The sequence below is a fragment of the Agaribacterium sp. ZY112 genome (assembly GCF_041346925.1).
Classification (GTDB): domain Bacteria; phylum Pseudomonadota; class Gammaproteobacteria; order Pseudomonadales; family Cellvibrionaceae; genus Agaribacterium.
On sequence record NZ_CP166840.1, the window covers coordinates 528,721 to 547,430 of the forward strand.

An 18,710-nucleotide genomic window follows, 5' to 3' on the forward strand; every position below is an offset into this window, starting at 1 on the left:
GAAAGCAGCTATAAAAAAACGCAACAAAAACTAAAACAACAGACAAATAATAAAGGAAGCACGGAATGCTTAAGAAACACAGCTCTCTCGTACACAAAGCCAGCCCTTTCATCTGTATTATTGGCGGCGCCTTAATTGGTAGCCTATTCACCCAAATAACCATAGGCCTAGCCTTGGGAACAGCTCTAGGCCTATCTCTCGCCTATGCCCTAGAGCAAGAAAGCTAATCAGTAGACAAACTATGGCGCGATAGAGACACTGGCTCTGTTTTCGGGTTCTATCGCAAAAATAGATTCATTCAAAGGCCGAGCAATCACATCGATCGCCGCATCATTTTCTATGCGCTCAATATTGAGATAGGGCAGCTTAATACCTTCCCACCACAGAGCATCAAAATCACTCTCAGGCGAGGCCTTTAAACGCATGTCCGTTTCAATCAGCTTATTTAAAGTTAAATACAGAAATAAAGCGGTCGTATTGTGTAGCTCTCGTTGAGCAATCTGATAATCCGGATAAGACATAACAATATTACTCGCATGCTCGCCCGCACCATTTGCTAAAACCAAAGCCGCTTCATTGTGATAACTCATACCTAAAAGCAAGCTCGTACGTTTAGAGAGCTCAGAAAGAATATTATTTAAAGGCTGCTGCAAAGAAACAAAAATCACATCGGGAATCTTTTCAGCCTCAGAGAAACGCTCAAACACCCGGGTGCTCAATACGGTTTCATCACCAATAGGGTTAAGATATACCCCCTCATCAAGAGTCCCACCTAAAGAACGCCAAGCGCGACCAAACTCTTCAACCGCATTGCGCCCAAAATTATCATCGGCCGCGACAAACGAGGCCGTCATTGCCCCCGATCGGGTACCATAACCCGCTAAAGCCCGAACCGATTCCAAGGAACGCGGATAAAAGCGATAAGAGAAGTTCGGCTGCATCGGCAGGGCCGTACTCGAAGCAAGGGTATTAATAACAATAGGCTTAGGCACATCCTCAGGTAAAGCCTGTAGGGCCGCCAGCAACTTACTACACACATCGCTAAAAGTGCAGACGATGTATTTTGAACCCGCCTTACTTTTCTCAAGTACTTGCGCAAACAAGGCATCGTCAAATTGATGCTTATGATTTAACAACTCGATACGATAATTTTTACTTATTTCAGGGTAATCAACTAAAAACGAGCCTAAAAACTGTTTTATCTGCCTAAGCTCTTGGCTTGGGTTATCCAACGCATCAGTCAGCGGAACCATCACCACAATGTTCTCAAGAGGCTCAACAGCTTGCGCTCTTTGGTCATAAAGTCGATAAGAAGAAACAAGAATAGAAACAAAGGCAATAGGTAAAAACAGCGCCATAAATTGATGGCGGATAACAAAAGGGAGATTCGATTCAAGCTCTGAATTTAGCCTTTTTTTATGCCTCAAGATCATCAAGGCAATTAACAACATCACCAACAAAGACATCACCGCAGCAAAAAAAGCCACGCTATATAAAAAGGAAACACTAGCGCCTCCCATAGCCTTTAAGGCAATGGATATCATGGTAATAGGAGCATAAATCAGAAATAACACCTGATACGACTTGTGCATCAAGTCGTGAGAACGCTGGTCAGACAAGATCTACCTCAAAACAAACAGAATAATAACAAGCCGCCTACTTTAACTCCTTTAAGGGGGGCTAAGCCAGCAAGCAACGTATTTGGCGACACTTAAAGTCGGCGTTTGGCAATTAAGCGATCAAGCGTATTCGCAAACTGCGCTTTATCCGCATTCGAAAACGGCGCAGGGCCGCCACTGTGCTCGCCACTGGCACGCATCTCTTCCATAAAATTACGCATGGTTAAGCGCGCTTTAATGTTATCGAGCGTATATGCCTCGCCTCGCGGCGTCAGAACAAAAGCCGCCTTTTCTAAGACCTCAGCAGCCAGTGGAATATCCGAACTAATTAATAAGTCGTTCGCCTCAATATGTTGAACAATGTAGTTATCGGCCGCATCAAAACCAGAGGCAACCTGAACAGAGCTGACCGTCGCCAATGCAGGAGTCGGTAAAGCGTGATTAGCCACCAGAATGACGGCTAAACCCGTGCGCTCACTAACACGAAATAGAATGTCTTTTACTGGGCGCGGACAAGCATCCGCGTCCACCCAAATACGCATAGCGGCTCCTCTTTATCGTAACCAAAGAAATCATTTCGAGGCTTAGCCCTAGTATTCGAACAATGCCAAGCCCACTGAACAAAAATCGGACAAGAGCCTACACTATCTGTATAATCTCGCACCCTTTTCTTTGTACGGCTTCTCCTAGCGGCCCCCGATGCAGTTCTTTGTGATGTGATCGCCGCCAGACCAAGGCCCACCTACTGGTAATAACTATGAGCGATTCCACCCCCACCTTCACAGAGCTGGGTTTAAACGAACACATCCTTAAAGCATTGAGCGACGTAGGCTATGAAACACCCAGCCCGATTCAAGCCCAAAGCTTACCGCCGCTGCTTGAAGGGCGCGACATTCTAGGTCAAGCGCAAACTGGTACTGGTAAAACCGCCGCCTTTGCCTTACCAATCCTACAACAAGTCGACCTTAAGCAGAAAAGCCCTCAAGTCCTAGTGCTTGCCCCAACTCGTGAGCTTGCAATTCAAGTAGCCGAAGCATTCCAAAGTTATGCCCGTTACATTAAAGGCTTTCATATTCTTCCTGTATACGGCGGCCAAAGCTACGAAGGCCAGATCCGTGCCCTCAAGCGTGGTGTTCACGTGGTTGTCGGCACTCCAGGCCGAGTAATGGATCACATGCGCAAAGGCACACTCAAACTAGACGGTCTGAAGCATCTAGTTTTGGATGAAGCCGATGAAATGTTGCGCATGGGTTTTATCGACGACGTTGAGTGGGTAATGAGCCACACACCGGAGAACAGACAAATCGCCCTGTTCTCCGCAACTATGCCACGTGAAATCGAGAAGGTAGCAAACACTTACTTACAAGATCCCGTGCACGTCAAAATTGAAGTAAAGACCACCACTGCCGACACCATCCGTCAGCGCTATTGGCAGGTTGGCGGCATTAACAAGATGGACGCTTTAACGCGCATACTCGAAGCCGAAGAGTTTGATGCAGTGATCATCTTTGTGCGTACTAAAACAGCCACGGTAGAGCTAGCCGAAAAACTAGAAGCGCGTGGTCATTCCAGCGCGGCACTCAATGGCGACATTAGCCAAGCCCTGCGTGAGCGCACAGTTGATAAGCTTAAAAACGGTAAAATTGACATTCTTATCGCCACCGATGTAGCTGCACGAGGCTTGGATGTCACGCGCATCAGCCACGTCATCAACTATGACATTCCTTACGACACTGAAGCCTATGTGCATCGTATTGGCCGTACTGGTCGCGCCGGCCGAAGTGGTGATGCCATCTTGTTTGTTATGCGTCGTGAAACTCGCATGTTGCGCCAGATCGAACGCGCTACCAATAAGCGCATCGAAGAAATGCAACTGCCTAGCACCGAAGCGATCAATGAGCAGCGTGTTGCACGCTTTAAGCAAAAAATCGGCGATACCATTAGCAATCAAGACACTGAGTTCTACAAGCAAATGATCGCGGACTTCCAAAGTGAAACCGAGTTCAGCGCCTTAGATATCGCTGCAGCAATGGCCAGCTTAAGTCAAGGCGGTGAGCCTTTCTTACTTGAAGACCGCCCTGAGCCTAAACGTCGTGAGCGCAGTGAGCGCGGTGAACGTGGCGAGCGAGAAGGTCGTGGCCGCGATCGTCGTGAGCGTGACTCCAATATGCAAACCTACCGTATTGCTGTTGGTCGCCGGGATGGCATCACCCCAGGCAATATTGTTGGTGCCATTGCCAATGAAGCCAACATGGATTCTAACCATATCGGCCACATCAAGTTGTTTGATAACTTCTCTTTGGTAGACCTACCTAAAGGCATGCCCGATGAGACCTTCAAAGTACTGCAAAATGCTCGAGTGTGTAATCGCGCCATGCGCCTAAGCATAGATGATGGCCCCAGTGGCGGCGGTAACGGACGCCCTAAAAAGCGCTGGAAAGATGGTGACGGCCCTCGCAAAGGTGGCAAGAGTAAAAAGTTTAAAGCACGTGATTAATTAACACGCGCAGACTATCAAAGGCCTGAATGCATATTCAGGCCTTTTTTAACTCTTTTTCACACCCCCTCCTCCCCACTCTAAACCCGATGCTTAAAACAACGCATTCAAAGCAAACAGCTCGCTTGACAAAGTAATACCAACAAAATAGTGTATATACACAACAGAGTGGGACAAACCATGATTGACAACAATTACATCGCAGAAAACTGCAAATGCGCTCAACTGCGCCGTGTCACAAGGCTCATTACCCGCCATTACGATGAGGCTCTGAAACCCTGCGGCATAAACTCAGGGCAATTCACTTTACTCGTTGCGCTAGAACTCATGAGCGCCTGCTCTATTACCGAAGTCGCAAAAGCCTTAGACATGGAGCGCACTACTCTGACAAGAAACTTAAAACCCATGCTTAATGACGGCCTGATCAACATGACAAGCGGAAAAGGCAGAGCCCGTATTGCTAGCCTGAGCCCATCGGGTAAACAAACATTAGATGAAGCTAAACCTCTGTGGAAAATAGCTCAAGACAAGGTCACAGAGCACTTAGGTGAAGACACCACAAACAATTTAAATCTTTCAACTGAAAAACTGCAAACAGCCTTGCGCTGATTTTTAACCACCCACATAGTGTATATACACTACAAATAGGTGAACTATGGATATACCCTCTTCTCAAGCTGAGCGTTTTTTCTATCGCATCAGTCTACGCCCCAAAACCTACCTTATTACTGGCCTAGCTTTTATTCTTTTATGCGCTAGTTTTTTCCTGCAATTAAGGATTGATCCTCGTGCAGAATCTTTTTTACCCGATGACAGCCCGGCACTGCTTTATCGAAACAAAGTAGAAAAAACCTTTGGCTTAAACGACCCCATGGTCATTGCCATAAAAAGCAACCATCCAAATGGTGTTTTCAACGCCTCCACACTCGCCCTTGTCGAACAGCTGACAGATCAGCTGGAGGCAATGCCCGAACTCGACTCAGAGCGCTTGGTCAGCCTTGCTACCCAAGATGCCGTTTACGGCAACAGTGAAGGCATGGTTGTGAGCCCTTTTTTTGAACATGCCCCAACAGACAAAGAAAGTATTCAAGCCGTACGCAAGCGCGTGATGGACTTTCCTCTTTATGTAGGCAGCCTTGTTTCTCGCGATGAAAGCATGACCCTGATCGTAACGGAGTTGCTCAATGAAGACGATGCACCCGCTGTTTACGAGCAACTACTGGAACTAAGTGAAAACAGCTCACTTAAGGATTTTGAGCAAGTCTATGTGGCAGGTGATGGCGCAGTTTCTGGCTATCTAGTGAGTTATATAAATGCAGATGCAGCGCGCCTTGTGCCCATATCCGTGATCATTATCACCTTACTTTGCATAGCCGCATTTAGAACCCTACAAGGCGTGGTATTACCCACACTTGTTATTGTCGCCTCCACCACATCCGCCATTGGCGTGATGGCCGCCATGGGCGACCCGATCTATGTTATCACCACCAGCATGCCAATTTTGTTAGTGGGTATTGCTGTTGCAGACTCTATCCACATACTCAGTGAATATTATGAACAACAAAAACAACACCCAAACTGGAGCCAGCAGCAATTAGTTGTTCGTGCCTTAAGCCGCATGTGGCGCCCAGTACTACTAACAACCTTAACCTCCATGATTGGCTTTCTTGGGGTTTACGCCTCATCGTATATGCCTCCCATGCAAAGCTTTGGTTTGTATTCCATGCTGGGTTTAGCTGTTGCCGGAATATTCTCTCTTATTGTTGTACCTGCTACGCAAATGCTTTTTATTAAAAAAAACTCACCCATGTTTTCGCCATCAAACAACGAAGAAAAGCACGATTACTTTTCCACACTGATGGCCTCACTAGGAAACCGCGTACTTAAGCATACAAAAGTAGTACTTAGTTTAGCGGCCTTAATTATTACCTTTGGCATTTGGGGAGCCTTACAGCTAGATGTCAATGAATCATGGATTGACAACTTCCGTAGCACAGAAAAAATATCGCTAGCTGATAGTGCCATAAATCAAGCCATGGACGGAAGCAACAACCTAGACATTGTTATTGAAACAAGCAACAACGAAGACTTATTTAAACCCGAAAACCTAAAACGTATAGAGGCACTACAAGCTTTTTTAGAAACGCAGTCTGGTGTTGGTGGCACAACATCGATTGTGGATTATTTAAAACAAATGCACCGCTCTCTTAATGAGAACAAAAACGATTTTTATACACTTCCCAACGATGAAACACTAATATCTCAGTACTTCTTACTCTACTCTGCCAACGGTGATCCAGCTGAATTTGAAGAAGAAATAGATTATGACTACCGACTTGCACTCATTAGAGCTCAACTGAATTCTGGACGCTACCAAGATTTCAAACCTGTTGTTGAAAATGTACAGCACTATATAGACACACAGTTTAACAACGAGCACATCAAAGCATCTTTATCGGGTCGAATCTATGTAGATTATGAATGGCTTAATAATTTACTGGGCAGCCATTATAAGGGCGTTTTATTTGCGCTGGCTTTAGTATGGTTGCTTGCATGCCTTAGTTTTAGATCCATACAAATGGGCAGCCTTGCACTGGTTCCAGTTCTACTATCTACGCTCGCCATCTATGCCTTTATGGGTTTTACAGGAATCACTTTAGCAGTAGGCACAACAATGACAGCTGCCATTGGCCTTGGTATCGGCATCGACTTCTCCATCCATACGCTTGACCGAATTAAGCTACTAATTAAAGAGCAGGGCATTCAACCCGATAAAGCGCTCGCTATGATCTACCCCAGTACAGGGCGAGCGTTATTATTTAACTTCTTTGCCGTTTTTGTAGGTTTTGGCGTACTTGGTTTAAGCCATGTGCCCCCCCTATCAAAACTAGGCATTCTAATCGCATTTGCCGTATTAGTGAGTTTTATCAGCAGCATGACAGTACTACCGGCACTCGTAAAACTATTAAAACCATCCCATCTCGGCTTTATCCAAATAGCTAATAAGAAACATACGGCATCAGAAAACGAAAAACCACTTACTACGGGAGCTAAATAATGAAAGCGTACCTACTAACTAGTTTATTTCTTTTATGCTCACACTCGGCAATATCTGGCGAACTTCCCAGTGGAGACCAAATAGCTAAAAACATTAATGCGCGCAATGAGGGGGAGTCGGTTTCACGCTTATTAACTATGAGCATGACAGACAAACGCGGAAAAACTCGAACTCGTGAGACACGCGCTTTTCGACAATATTCAGGGGAAGACAAACACACGGCAATATTCTACCTAAGCCCAAGCAACATTAAAGGAACAGCATTTTTAACCTACGACTATAACGACCTTAATAAAGATGATGATCAATGGCTATACCTTCCTGCAGCAAGGCGAGTACGGCGTATCTCCGCCTCCGATAGAGGCGACTACTTTCTTGGTACCGACTTTACCTACGAAGAAATAAAATTAGAAACACGCGTGTCTATGCTAGATTACGACAGACAATCTCTGCGTATAGATACAATAAACGGAACAGAGTGTGTTGTTGTTGAGTCGACGGTAAAGAATAAGAAGATAGCAAAAGAACTAGGAATAAGCCGAAGAGAAGACTGTGTCGACCATAAGATATGGATGGTCATCAAATCGACGCAGTGGGGGATAAATGGACATCTTCTTAAGACCATTTATTTCAAAGAGATTTACAAAGTCGACGACATATGGACCGCCCACAAAATCGAAGTAGAGAATCATAAAACCAAGCACCAAACCGTATTTACTTTTAGTGATGTCAATTACAGCGCCCCACTCGACAAGAATCTATTTACTCAAACCAGCTTGAGAAGGGGGATTTAATGCCTCAAGCAAGAAATTTAAAAGACTACTTATATATTTTAATTGCTTTTGCGCTTTTCCCATCAAAACAGGTAGCAAGTAAAGAGTTAGAAACTGCAACACACTTAAGCTATAGGGCAGCAATTAATACCGCCCATGGTCAGTCTGGCCCACAACTAAGCCAACTACAACTAACACAAGAGCTAGGTAGCCAACCACTAAAAAACATGAAATTCTTCACTAGTTTACGCTTAAGGCATAACGGCATTGAAGGCATTGGGCTGAACTACGCAGATAAAAATGCTTATAGTGATATAAGCAGACCATGGGGGAAAAACAATTACGAAGCAGAACTTAGAGAGCTATATATAGAATACGGTTTAGGCAAGCACTATGTCACGATAGGAAAACAGCAGGTAGTCTGGGGAAAAAGCGACGGATTAAAACTGCTAGATATTATTAACCCTCAACGTTTTAGCGAATTTATCTTAGAAGACTTTGATGAATCCCGAATACCAACATGGACATTAAATTACGAATACCAATTCAATAACAATCAGCTTCAGTTACTTTGGATTCCCGATACAAGCGTACATAGCTTACCCAAGATAGGTGCTGAAAATAAGGCGCGTTATGAAATCACCGCACCTCGCTACTACCCTCAGCTCGAGGCATTTCTTCAAGCCCATCCAAATAGCGAGCTAATACTGAAAAAAACACAGTATCCCGATAGTGCTACTAGCGATAGTGATTTTGCCCTGAAGTGGTCGAGCTTTATAGCAAGCTGGGACCTAAGCCTTAACTATATAAATCAGATCAACGATCTACCAGCTTTTTATAGTCATATAATAAAAAAGGAAAATATATACCACATAGATGTGCAAGCGAAGTATAGTCGTAGCGAAGTAATAGGCGCCAGCGCAAGCACTGCTATTAAAGACCTAAGTATACGGACAGAAATCGCTTACACTAAAAATCAACATTACCAAGCTCGGGTAACTGAATCGAATACAGGGGTCAGCCACAATGATGAAACCGCCTACGTAATTGGACTAGACTGGTTTGGTTTTAAAGACAGCTTAATCAGTGCCCAGTTATTTCAAAAGCATATTCATAACTTTGATAGTAGCATTGCCCAAGCGCAAACAGACAAGAACTACAGCCTTTTACTGAGACGAAGTTGGCTTAATGAGGTCTTAAGTGCCGAAATACTATTTTTGCATAATGATACTGATCAAGATCGCTTAATTCGACCACGCATGGATTACAGCGTAAATGACCAATTAAAGCTATGGTTAGCTGCTGATTACTTTTACGGCCCTGCAGAAGGTGTTTACGGCCAGTACGACCAAAACGATCGAATTCTTACAGGAGCCGAGCTAAGTTTTTAAACTTTTTCCGCTTAAGCTCTCAACGCGCCAATCCGCTCACAAAAGGGAAGCCGTACTAATAATAGGCCTGTGCAGTAGAAGCACATTACCAATAGTGTGCCTTGCTTAAAGCACTCACACACTGGCCTTTATTCTCTAAAGCTTTTAAAGCTCGGCCTTTTAGATTTTGAGCCAACCAGCCCTCTGGCTGTGATAAAGGAAACGGGGCTTTGATCAACTGACTAGAAACCTGTTGAAAACCCACTTTAGAATAAAAGCTTGGGTCACCATAAGTCAGCAGTAACTCAAGCCCCTCTTTACTTAATTGAGCAATACCGTGATTAATAAGAGCCTGGCCCAAACCCTGCCCCTGAGCCTCTGTTAATATCGCCACAGGTGATAAAATAAACGCCTCTATGTCTGTGTTGAAATCGACGCGCGTAAAAAAAATCGAGCCCAACAGTTTAGTCTGATACTCTGCTACAAAACCACGTATATCTTGCTCTGGGCTTGTATCGATCAGCTCACCGACTAGGCTTGCTACCTGCTCACCCTCTTGCTCGCCCTCAGCGTCTGAAAAACTACGTCTAAATATTTTGGATATTTCTTCAACACTAAAGTGAGTATGTGACTTAAATTCCATATCCTCCCCTTCACCAATCTAAGCAACAGGCCATAAACTCACAGCTTATGGCAAACTGGCCAACATTAAAATTAAAACCGAGCAAGCATATAAGAAAATAGCTTTTTCAGAAATGACACTACCAATACAAATACTTTAAAGCTAAATTAATATACCGCCATCAATAGTATGACTGGCAAGCTCATTAAAAATTCAGCCATGCGGTACAACAAGCTTGCCCATAATCAAATAACTGCCGTAACTTAGCTTTAAAGTAAACTTTTCATACACCTCGCCTGAGAACCTTCACCATGTATAAAGCCATTCAAGTTAAGCAAAAAGGGCCTAAGTCTTGCGCCTTAGTCAATTTAAAGGAGCGTGAACTTGAAGAAAACGAAGTGCGTGTTGCTATCAGCTACTCGACCCTTAACTACAAAGATGCTCTGGCCATTACTGGCACTGCCCCGATTCTTAAAAACTACCCGATGGTGCCAGGTATTGATCTTGTCGGCACAGTCACCGAAACTAGAAGTGAACTCTACCAAGTAGACGACGCAGTACTATTAAACGGCTGGGGCGTAGGTGAACGCTGCGACGGCGGACTTGCTGAGCAGGCATGTATTCAAGCGGATTCCTTAATCCCTCTTCCTCAAGGAATCTCGGCTAAAGACAGTATGAGCCTAGGCACCGCAGGTTATACTGCCATGCTTTGCATTCAAGCATTAGAAGAGCACGGCATTGAAGTTGGGCAAAAAATCCTAGTCAGCGGCGCCAGTGGTGGCGTAGGTAGTATCGCGACCTATATATTGGCCAAACGCGGCTACCATGTTGTTGCCTCAACAGGAAAAATAGCCGATAGCCAATTTTTATTCGACTTAGGCGCCGCCGAAATCATAGACAGAAATGAGCTGAGCCAAGCAGCCAAGCCACTGCAAAAAGAGCGCTGGCATGCCGCTATTGATGTGGCAGGCAGCCATACTCTGGTAAATATTTGCGCCTCCTTACACTATGGCGGAGCAGTAGCTGCTTGTGGTTTAGCACAAGGCATGGACTTCCCAGCCACGGTAGCACCGTTTATCTTACGGGGTATTAGCCTCTTAGGTATCGACAGTGTTTACCAAAAGAAAGACAAACGCATTAAAGCTTGGCAGGCCTTGGCTCAAGAAATAGAGCCTGAGCTATTAGAGAAAATCACGACTGAAGTCAGCCTTAACGACTGCATAGAGCAATCAGAACAACTCTTAGGGGGGAAAATCAAAGGCCGTGTTGTAGTCAAATTAAGCTCTTAATAGTAGGTGTATTAAAACTCACTTGAACAGATAAAAGCTCAAGCGCTGTAGATTACAGCGCTTGAGCTTTAAACAAGGTGATATAAGAGCCAGCCTTTGCCTCCAAAGCACCATCATTGTCCAGTCGCTGCTCTACACTTAAGCCCCGATGACAAAACGCATCAACATGCTCTGGTGTTAGCAACCAAGGGGGGCCATTTTCAAACTGACGCTCCTCATTACTGACCTCAGCAATAACCAACAAATGCCCCCCTTCCGCTACAAAAGCGGCAATATTATCAATGAGCTGCGCTTCATATTTAGGAGGCAGCGCCTGCACAGTGTAAATCTCTAAGACAAAGTCAAAAGCTTTGTGCCACTGGCTTAATTCCGCAAGTAAATCAGCCTGAATAAACTCCACTTTTGACTCTGGAAAGCGCTTCTTACATAGATTGATTGCTGTTTCAGACACATCAAAAGCAGTAACGCTAAAACCTCGTTGCTCGAGCTCAATTGCATCATCCCCTAAACCACAACCAACGACCAAGGCACTTTTATCCTTGCCTTGCAGCTCATTAGCCTCTAACCAGTGCTTAAATAAAGGCTGGGTGCTCATATTAGCCCACGGAACACCTTCACCATCAATATTGGCCTTTGCATACAGTGGCTCAAACCAATCCGCCGGCTTGTCTTCGTTGATAGAAAACTGAAGTTTAGGGTCCTTAGCGGCCTCCTCTGCCAACTTAGCCCTCTCTGCTTTACTGATATAACGCGGCTTGTTTTTAGGCGCCAACTTGGCATTTGCCTTTTTTGCTCGAGCCTTCAAAATCTGATTTCCCTTTTTACGACGATTCATAGTTTTTACCAAAAAAATAAGACGGCCACTCATATGCGCTAAGCCAATATAGCTAGAGCCAGTTTAAAGTTCTTTATGGTGGCCATCTAGCCCCGAAGCCCACTTCTAAAATAAATGACAAGCAACAAGCCATGCCACAAAAAATGACAACAAGCGCACAAATAAAGGGCAAAAATAATGCTTCGTATCAGGTTGACAGTAATTGTGATATACTTTAGGGATTAGTTCGATGCGTAGCCATGTGTAAGCACATACAACAACGGCCCGCGCTTGATCCCTACGGATCTTATGAACGCCCAACAAACAAGAGCAGCACGCTCAAGCTTAGCAACATTAAGTGAAATGCAGTGCTCTAGCTATGCCCGATTTAACCTCAATTTCCATCCTTCTATATTTTGCTCTCTTAATTTTCATTGGCGTTTACGCCATGAAAAAGTCGACCGCCGATAACAGCGAATACTTACTAGGCGGCCGAAAAGTAAGTGCCAAGGTCACGGCTTTATCTGCTGGTGCTTCCGATATGAGTGGCTGGATGTTAATGGGGCTGCCCGGCGCAGCTTTTGTTAGCGGCCTCGAAAATATCTGGCTTGCCGCAGGTTTAGTTCTTGGCGCTTATCTCAATTATCAATTTGTTGCACCCCGCCTGAGAGTATTCACCGAGCTTGCAGATAACGCACTCACCATCCCCGAATTTTTCTCTAAGCGCTTTGCCTTGGACAAAGGTAGTATCCGCCTAATTTCGGCCATCATTATTATTTTATTTTTCACCGTCTATACCGCATCAGGCCTTGTTGCAGGTGGAAAACTATTTGAGTCTGCCTTTGGCATTCACTATGCCTGGGGCATTGCTGCAACTGTTGCTGTGGTAGTTGTATACACCGTTTTAGGTGGTTTTTTAGCAGTGAGCCTTACAGACTTTATTCAAGGCTTAATCATGCTGATAGCTTTGATCGCTGTGCCTATTGTTTGCTTTACCCAGCTAGACAGCCAACAAGCAGTGGCTTTTACAGGCGCCCTAAACTTAAGCTTGGGTAATATAGAGTTAATTACCGCATTAAGCCTAATGACATGGGGCTTAGGCTACTTTGGCCAGCCGCATATTATTGTGCGCTTTATGGCAATTAAATCTCATACCGAGCTGCCACAAGCGCGAAGAATTGGTCTATCGTGGATGATTATTTCCATAGCCGGTGCTTTAGCAACGGGCTTAGTCGGGGCCAGCTATATCACCCAGACACAAATAAACATTAAAGATCCAGAAACGATCTTTATCTTTTTATCTCAACATTTATTCCACCCTTTTATTGCCGGTTGGTTTTTAGCTGCAATACTCGCGGCGATTATGAGCACAATATCTTCACAACTGCTTGTTTCATCTAGTTCACTGGTCGAAGATATTTATAAAAGTTACACCAATAAACAACCCAGTGATAAAGAGCTATTAATCGCAAGCCGCACCTGCGTGATTGCCGTCGCCGTAGTCGCATCACTAATTGCACTAGACAGCACCAGCAGTGTGCTTAGCCTAGTAGCGAATGCTTGGGCGGGTTTTGGTGCGGCTTTTGGCCCATTAATACTGCTTAGTTTGTGGTGGAAAAAACTCAGCCACAGTGGCGCTGTAGCTGGAGTATTAGTTGGTGCACTGACCGTTATTATTTGGGCTTATGTGCCCTTAGCTGAAGGTAAAACACTTAATAGCTACTTCTATGAGTTGCTACCTGGCTTCATAGCGAGCACCTTAGCCATTATTGTTGTCAGTTTAAAAACCAAGCAGCCCGATACACAAGCCATTACCTGGTTTGAAGCAAGCATTAAAAAACTAACAAGCTCTTAGCCAGGCAGGAGAATCACATGGCCACTAGTAAGTGGAAACGCATTGTTATTAAAGTTGGCAGCGCATTAATCGCTCCCAACCGTGACGGCTGCAGTCGTCAGTATTTATTAAGCATTGCGAACTTCATCGTGCGCTGCCGTATATCAGGCATACAAACTGTATTGGTCTCCTCTGGCTCTGTAGCTGCTGGCTCCCACTTATTTAAAGACGCCGACACCTCATCGATGACTGTCAAAAAAGCGATGGCTGCAGCGGGCCAAACTGAAATGATGGCAACCTGGGATAAGCTATTTGATTTTAGCACTGCACAAGTTTTATTAACTCACGCAGACTTAAGAAATAGATACCGATACTGCAGTGTAAGAGACACACTTGAAGCCTTGCTTGAAGGCGGTATCTTACCCATCGTTAATGAAAACGATACCGTAACAACGGATAAATTAAAGGTAGGTGATAACGATAATTTAGCAGCTATGGTCGCAACAGCAGCTAATGCGGACGCCTTAATTATCTGCTCGGATATTAATGGCCTCTACACTGCCAATCCACACAAAGAAAAAGATGCCAAATTAATTCCAAACGTCTATGAAATCGACCAAAGTATTTACAATATGGCTGGCGGTGCAACCAGCAGTGTTGGCACTGGTGGCATGAAAACTAAAATCGAAGCTGCTGAAAAAGCCGTCAGCCACGGTATCGACACCTATATTGTTGATGGTTTTAATGAAAACAGCTTTAACCAATTATTAGCAGGCGAAAACCCTGGCACTCGGTTTCATCCTCATAGCTCACCTATGCAGGATCGTGCTCACTGGATGAAACACACCACTAAAGAACAGGGTGAACTCATTGTTGAAGATAGCTTTGCTATCGATTCAGAATCAGAAGAAGAACTTTTGGTGCCTCAAGATCTTGTTGACGTAACAGGAGAATTCTCTGTAGGCGACGTAGTATTACTGAAGAAAGAGAATGGTGAAGAGCTTGCCAAAGTAAAAACCAACTATAGCAGCTGTCTACTAAACTTTGTTGCTACACAAGATAATGAACACATATCTCAGCAATTAGACGATACAGAAGAACCTCTTATTTCTGAAAAATACATTTCAGTTATGGATAAAAATACAGAAAATAAAAACACCAAGAATAAGTAATATTATCAACACATTTAAAACTAGCCGAACACACATAGATTGCGCCCGGCTAGTATTAGTTATTTACGCAAACTAAGTATTCGGCGCTTTAATACTCTTAAAGAAAACAAGAGCAACATAACGAAGATAACATCCTTAGCTAATGACCCTGCACCCTCTTCAATTTCCACTGAAGGGCTTTCAAGGTCTTCTGGCTCTTCCTTATTAGCGATATCTGTTAACTCGAAACCTTGTAAAGTCACACTCGTCACATAGCCACCCTCATCAGGAAACTGTATGGCAATGCGGTTACTCTCTGCCAGTAAACTTACATCAAGAGGTATCTCTAGCATGCCAAAAAATTCAGCGCGATTAACTTGATCATCACCAGCAATTTCAAGGGGGGCATCAACCATAGTTCCATTAATCGATACTAATGGCTGTTTAGATAAAGAATGTGAACGACTAAAACTTAACCTTAATATTGCATCACGCCACATATCCACCTGCAAACCATCAATATTAAACTCAAGCGCCCCTTCAGCCACGATAGGCTGAAGATATTTGTCTGCATAATACTGTTTTTCATCAATCCGATCTGACAACTCAATAGCAGTATGTGTCTCGTATTCAACAATAAGCGTTGCTTCAGGCTCTAATACAAACTGCTCTGGTAATACTGACAACTGGCTTTCTTTAAGGACGGGTTTATTTATATTAGTATCCAAGTATAAATTCTTGATTTTTATACTTTTCAAATTATCTTGTGTTATACCTTTTACACTTAGATTAACTACTTCTTGATCATAATTAAGGTTATTCAAAATCACGTAACTTTTATCGTCATCAACATAGGAGTCCACAAGTACATCAGGGTCGCTTGCCTGTGTCTCGACACGAATACCATTAACATCAGACCAAAGCTCATAAAATTTAATCAGCTCAGTAAAAACCCAATCGTCCCCCTCTTCACCCGGCATTTCATGTGCTTGTCGCATTAAACGCCAGTCATAAGGGGTACCGGGGGAAACAGGGTCTTGATACCAAGTTGCTTTCATTAAACTAAAAGGGATAGCTTTTAATATATCATTAGGGCGAGCCATAAATTGCAGCATCATTGGGCTAAACCCTTTCATCAAATGCCAGTCTCGCTCAGGTGTCCAGCTTCCAGAGGACTCTCCAATAGAATCGCGCCCACCGTATTCAGATATCACATAGGGCTTAGTTTCACCTATCGCTAACATACTGTATTGCTCAACCATATCGAAAGTAGCCTCTAAGCGACTGCCTTTAAAATTTTCTTCTCCTTCAAGAGGTTGGGAATTAATATCGTAGCGATTATGAAAGTCATAAAAATGTATTGAGAAAAAATCCATTTTCTCTGCGCTAATATCAACAAATGGTTTCATCATAAACTCCCATCCCTGGAAATCATTAAAATCAAAGACCGGAAAAGCTGCAGTATAACCACCAACTAATATATCGCTTTCATGTGAACGAATTTCGTCAGCAATCTCATTATGGAATTCAAAAATTCGTTCAGGAGGCTCAGATTCAGCCCCTCTAAATGGCGCTCGTATCGTTAGTTCAAGAATAGGTTCATTAATCACCTCAAAGAGCTTGGGCCTAGGAGATCCCTCACTGGGAAGCTGATCATCATCACGATAAAACTCATTAAAATAGCTAGCTGTAAATTCACCCAAAGCTTTAGATCCAGAAATAGCCCACGGGCTTTTTCCACTTTCCTCAGCAGGGGATGTAGACGTGTCATACCAATAATTAAACCACTGCCCTCCAATCATCACGTCTTGGCGATTATCGTATTTATGCCAACGCTCTAAACGCTCACCATAAACTTCTGTACGTTGGCGCTGCCCTTCCGTAACAATCCAGTTAGGATCGACAAAGCCTGCGCGATTCATATCTTCGTCAGCCTGGTCTAAATTATACCGAAGGTGACCATTATCCCTTCCGAAATACGCATCAAGATCGCTCAATAAATAATCAAGCTTATCATCTTCACCATCCCAGTCGCCCTCCAATAAAGATGAGTGCACAGTAACAAATTTGCTTCGATCAAATTCCGATACACCGCCGACACGATGCTCGGTATTCAAATACACATCCACGTCCGTATCCGCGTACGAAACAGCACTGCTGAACGACAGGTATACAGCGAGTGAAACAAGAGGTTTATGATGTTTGTTCATATTCTCGGCCCTAATAGTGAGTTGGTATAGCTTTGCTTTTGCCGCTTTAAACAAAAACAATTGAGTGGGCCGGAGCTTAAATAGCAAGAGGAAAATACAAACTGTATTCTTTATAAATTAAATCTAAAATTATTATTTCCTATTATTATTCATACACTTACAAATCATTTTATAAAAGAACAATCTCCCTAAATCAGGCTAATCCTTAACGAGAGACCAGCTTACATGCCTAAAACTAGCAAAATGACGTGTATGAAATATGGCGTTGATTGCTTAGCGCCGCTAGGGTGCGAACATCACACAATAATGAAGACCGCACTAGAAAACACACCGAGATAGTAATTGGCAGACTGCTTAATGCGGAGGTATGGCGATAGGAATAAAACTGAATGGCCTGTACGTAGCAAAAACTAAGTTATCGAATCGCCCCACAGCCCCCAAATGACGGGCCTTAGTTAAGTGAAGGTGTGTGCATTATTGGGTTAGGTTCCGTTCTGCACATGCGAGCTTTGAGCGCCTTTAATCCGTTGTCTCGCATGATTCTCGCTACACGCTTTTGCCCAATGCGTACATCAAGTTTACGCATCTCGCGTGTTATTTGGGGGCTTCCGTAACAACCTTCATGGCGGAGGTGTTCAGCATCTTCTTGTTCACGAAGGCTCGGACCGCGCCGTCGCCAAGAATTGAATCCATCTCGACTGACATCATAAAGGCGGCACATCAGTGATATAGAGTGCTTATCACGATTCAGTTCGATGAACTCGAAGATTTCTTTTTTGTTGCAAAGAGTGCTGGATGGCTTTTTTTAAAAGAGTGCGCTCCTCCTGAAGGTATTGTGTTCACGCTCTAGCTTACGTAAGCGCTTTAGCTCCGCTTTAAGCTCTGGGTCGATCTGAATATCTTTTTTCTTAGGCATGAGTTGGCCTCGGCGCATTTCCATACGCCAACGGTAAAGCATAACCTCATGAATATCGAGCGCTTCAGCACTAGCACTCTGGGAATCTCGGTTAAAGCAACTGCGGCTGCCTTAAAATCATCATCGTAGAAATTGTAATGTTGGCGCCTGGCCATTTGGCACCTCCACATAGTTAAGTGAAGGTGTGTGCATTATCGGGTTAGGTTCCGAGGTCAGGTTTAACTTTTTGTTAGAATTAGTGCTGAGGGTCATATTGGTTTATTACGCAATAGCTACCGGACGCTGAAGTACTTATATACACAACAGCTTTTCTATTTCCAGACATATACATAGCCAACGCCACAGATATCATCGTTTTACGTTCTTCTGGAATTAGCATCCAAGCTGAAGATTGAGTACATCCACTGGGCTTTTCATTACCATTAATCCTTAACAATAGTCCCTGAGGGATACTTGTGATACTCGTTACATCTCCAGCGAGATAAGTTTCTGCAGAATTAACTCCAAGTGATGCAACCATTAAAAATACGAAAAATATTACCTTCATAACACATGTC

Annotated in this window: 17 protein-coding genes; 9 read left to right on the forward strand and 8 right to left on the reverse strand. The window is 43.9% G+C overall.

All coding sequences use genetic code 11. The features are described 5' to 3' along the window. Positions 1-65: 65 nt before the first annotated feature. Positions 66-227, forward strand: coding sequence for a hypothetical protein (locus tag AB1S55_RS02360; protein ID WP_370980182.1), 162 nt, complete (start codon positions 66-68; stop codon positions 225-227). 12 nt (positions 228-239) lie between these two features. On the opposite strand, the gene AB1S55_RS02365 is transcribed toward AB1S55_RS02360, so the two are convergent. Then, a complete protein-coding gene (locus AB1S55_RS02365) occupies positions 240-1,619 on the reverse strand; it encodes a hypothetical protein (protein ID WP_370980183.1) in 1,380 nt (459 codons plus the stop codon). Between the two features lie 92 nt (positions 1,620-1,711). After that, the gene (locus tag AB1S55_RS02370) at positions 1,712-2,161 is read right to left on the reverse strand and encodes a YaiI/YqxD family protein (RefSeq protein WP_370980184.1); all 450 of its coding nucleotides are present in this window, start codon (positions 2,159-2,161) and stop codon (positions 1,712-1,714) included. A gap of 215 nt (positions 2,162-2,376) precedes the next feature. On the opposite strand from AB1S55_RS02370, the gene AB1S55_RS02375 reads away from it, so the two are divergent. The 5 genes from AB1S55_RS02375 to AB1S55_RS02395 all read left to right on the forward strand — a co-directional run bounded on the left by AB1S55_RS02375 (position 2,377) and on the right by AB1S55_RS02395 (position 9,338). Next, positions 2,377-4,116: a DEAD/DEAH box helicase gene (locus AB1S55_RS02375; RefSeq protein WP_370980185.1), complete on the forward strand. Its 1,740-nt coding sequence runs from the start codon at positions 2,377-2,379 to the stop codon at positions 4,114-4,116. A gap of 180 nt (positions 4,117-4,296) precedes the next feature. Further along, the gene (locus AB1S55_RS02380; protein ID WP_370980186.1) at positions 4,297-4,725 is read left to right on the forward strand and encodes a MarR family winged helix-turn-helix transcriptional regulator; all 429 of its coding nucleotides are present in this window, start codon (positions 4,297-4,299) and stop codon (positions 4,723-4,725) included. 46 nt (positions 4,726-4,771) lie between these two features. Further along, positions 4,772-7,174: an RND family transporter gene (locus AB1S55_RS02385; RefSeq protein WP_370980187.1), complete on the forward strand. Its 2,403-nt coding sequence runs from the start codon at positions 4,772-4,774 to the stop codon at positions 7,172-7,174. Then, positions 7,174-7,968 (forward strand): outer membrane lipoprotein-sorting protein, encoded by a 795-nt coding sequence (locus AB1S55_RS02390; RefSeq protein WP_370980188.1) that lies wholly within the window; start codon positions 7,174-7,176, stop codon positions 7,966-7,968. Before AB1S55_RS02385 ends, AB1S55_RS02390 begins: the two co-directional genes overlap by 1 nt. After that, a complete protein-coding gene (locus AB1S55_RS02395; protein WP_370980189.1) occupies positions 7,968-9,338 on the forward strand; it encodes a DUF1302 family protein in 1,371 nt (456 codons plus the stop codon). The genes AB1S55_RS02390 and AB1S55_RS02395 overlap by 1 nt, the downstream gene beginning before the upstream one ends. Before the next feature lie 85 nt (positions 9,339-9,423). Here AB1S55_RS02395 and AB1S55_RS02400 read toward each other — a convergent pair whose 3' ends face one another. Next, positions 9,424-9,960, reverse strand: coding sequence for a GNAT family N-acetyltransferase (locus AB1S55_RS02400; protein WP_370980190.1), 537 nt, complete (start codon positions 9,958-9,960; stop codon positions 9,424-9,426). Positions 9,961-10,250: 290 nt separating this feature from the next. Here AB1S55_RS02400 and AB1S55_RS02405 point away from each other — a divergent pair, with 290 nt between their 5' ends. After that, positions 10,251-11,228, forward strand: coding sequence for an MDR family oxidoreductase (locus AB1S55_RS02405; RefSeq protein WP_370980191.1), 978 nt, complete (start codon positions 10,251-10,253; stop codon positions 11,226-11,228). Positions 11,229-11,280: 52 nt separating this feature from the next. Here the strand turns inward: AB1S55_RS02405 and AB1S55_RS02410 are convergent, their stop codons facing one another. Beyond that, positions 11,281-12,063 carry a DUF2986 domain-containing protein gene (locus AB1S55_RS02410; RefSeq protein ID WP_370980192.1) on the reverse strand — a complete coding sequence of 261 codons (783 nt, stop codon included), beginning with the start codon at positions 12,061-12,063 and terminating at the stop codon, positions 11,281-11,283. Between the two features lie 358 nt (positions 12,064-12,421). Between AB1S55_RS02410 and putP the strand changes: the two genes are divergently transcribed. Beyond that, positions 12,422-13,897: a sodium/proline symporter PutP gene (gene putP, locus AB1S55_RS02415; protein WP_370980193.1), complete on the forward strand. Its 1,476-nt coding sequence runs from the start codon at positions 12,422-12,424 to the stop codon at positions 13,895-13,897. A 17-nt stretch (positions 13,898-13,914) separates the two neighbouring features. After that, positions 13,915-15,048, forward strand: coding sequence for a glutamate 5-kinase (gene proB / locus AB1S55_RS02420; protein ID WP_370980194.1), 1,134 nt, complete (start codon positions 13,915-13,917; stop codon positions 15,046-15,048). Positions 15,049-15,107: 59 nt separating this feature from the next. On the opposite strand, the gene AB1S55_RS02425 is transcribed toward proB, so the two are convergent. The 4 genes from AB1S55_RS02425 to AB1S55_RS02440 form a co-directional block, all read right to left on the reverse strand. Then, positions 15,108-17,237 carry a hypothetical protein gene (locus AB1S55_RS02425; protein WP_370980195.1) on the reverse strand — a complete coding sequence of 710 codons (2,130 nt, stop codon included), beginning with the start codon at positions 17,235-17,237 and terminating at the stop codon, positions 15,108-15,110. A 451-nt stretch (positions 17,238-17,688) separates the two neighbouring features. Further along, positions 17,689-17,958 (reverse strand): IS3 family transposase, encoded by a 270-nt coding sequence (locus AB1S55_RS02430; RefSeq protein ID WP_370980196.1) that lies wholly within the window; start codon positions 17,956-17,958, stop codon positions 17,689-17,691. Between the two features lie 84 nt (positions 17,959-18,042). Next, positions 18,043-18,195 carry a hypothetical protein gene (locus AB1S55_RS02435; protein WP_370980197.1) on the reverse strand — a complete coding sequence of 51 codons (153 nt, stop codon included), beginning with the start codon at positions 18,193-18,195 and terminating at the stop codon, positions 18,043-18,045. Between the two features lie 193 nt (positions 18,196-18,388). Beyond that, the gene (locus AB1S55_RS02440) at positions 18,389-18,700 is read right to left on the reverse strand and encodes a hypothetical protein (RefSeq protein WP_370980198.1); all 312 of its coding nucleotides are present in this window, start codon (positions 18,698-18,700) and stop codon (positions 18,389-18,391) included. Positions 18,701-18,710 lie beyond the last annotated feature (10 nt).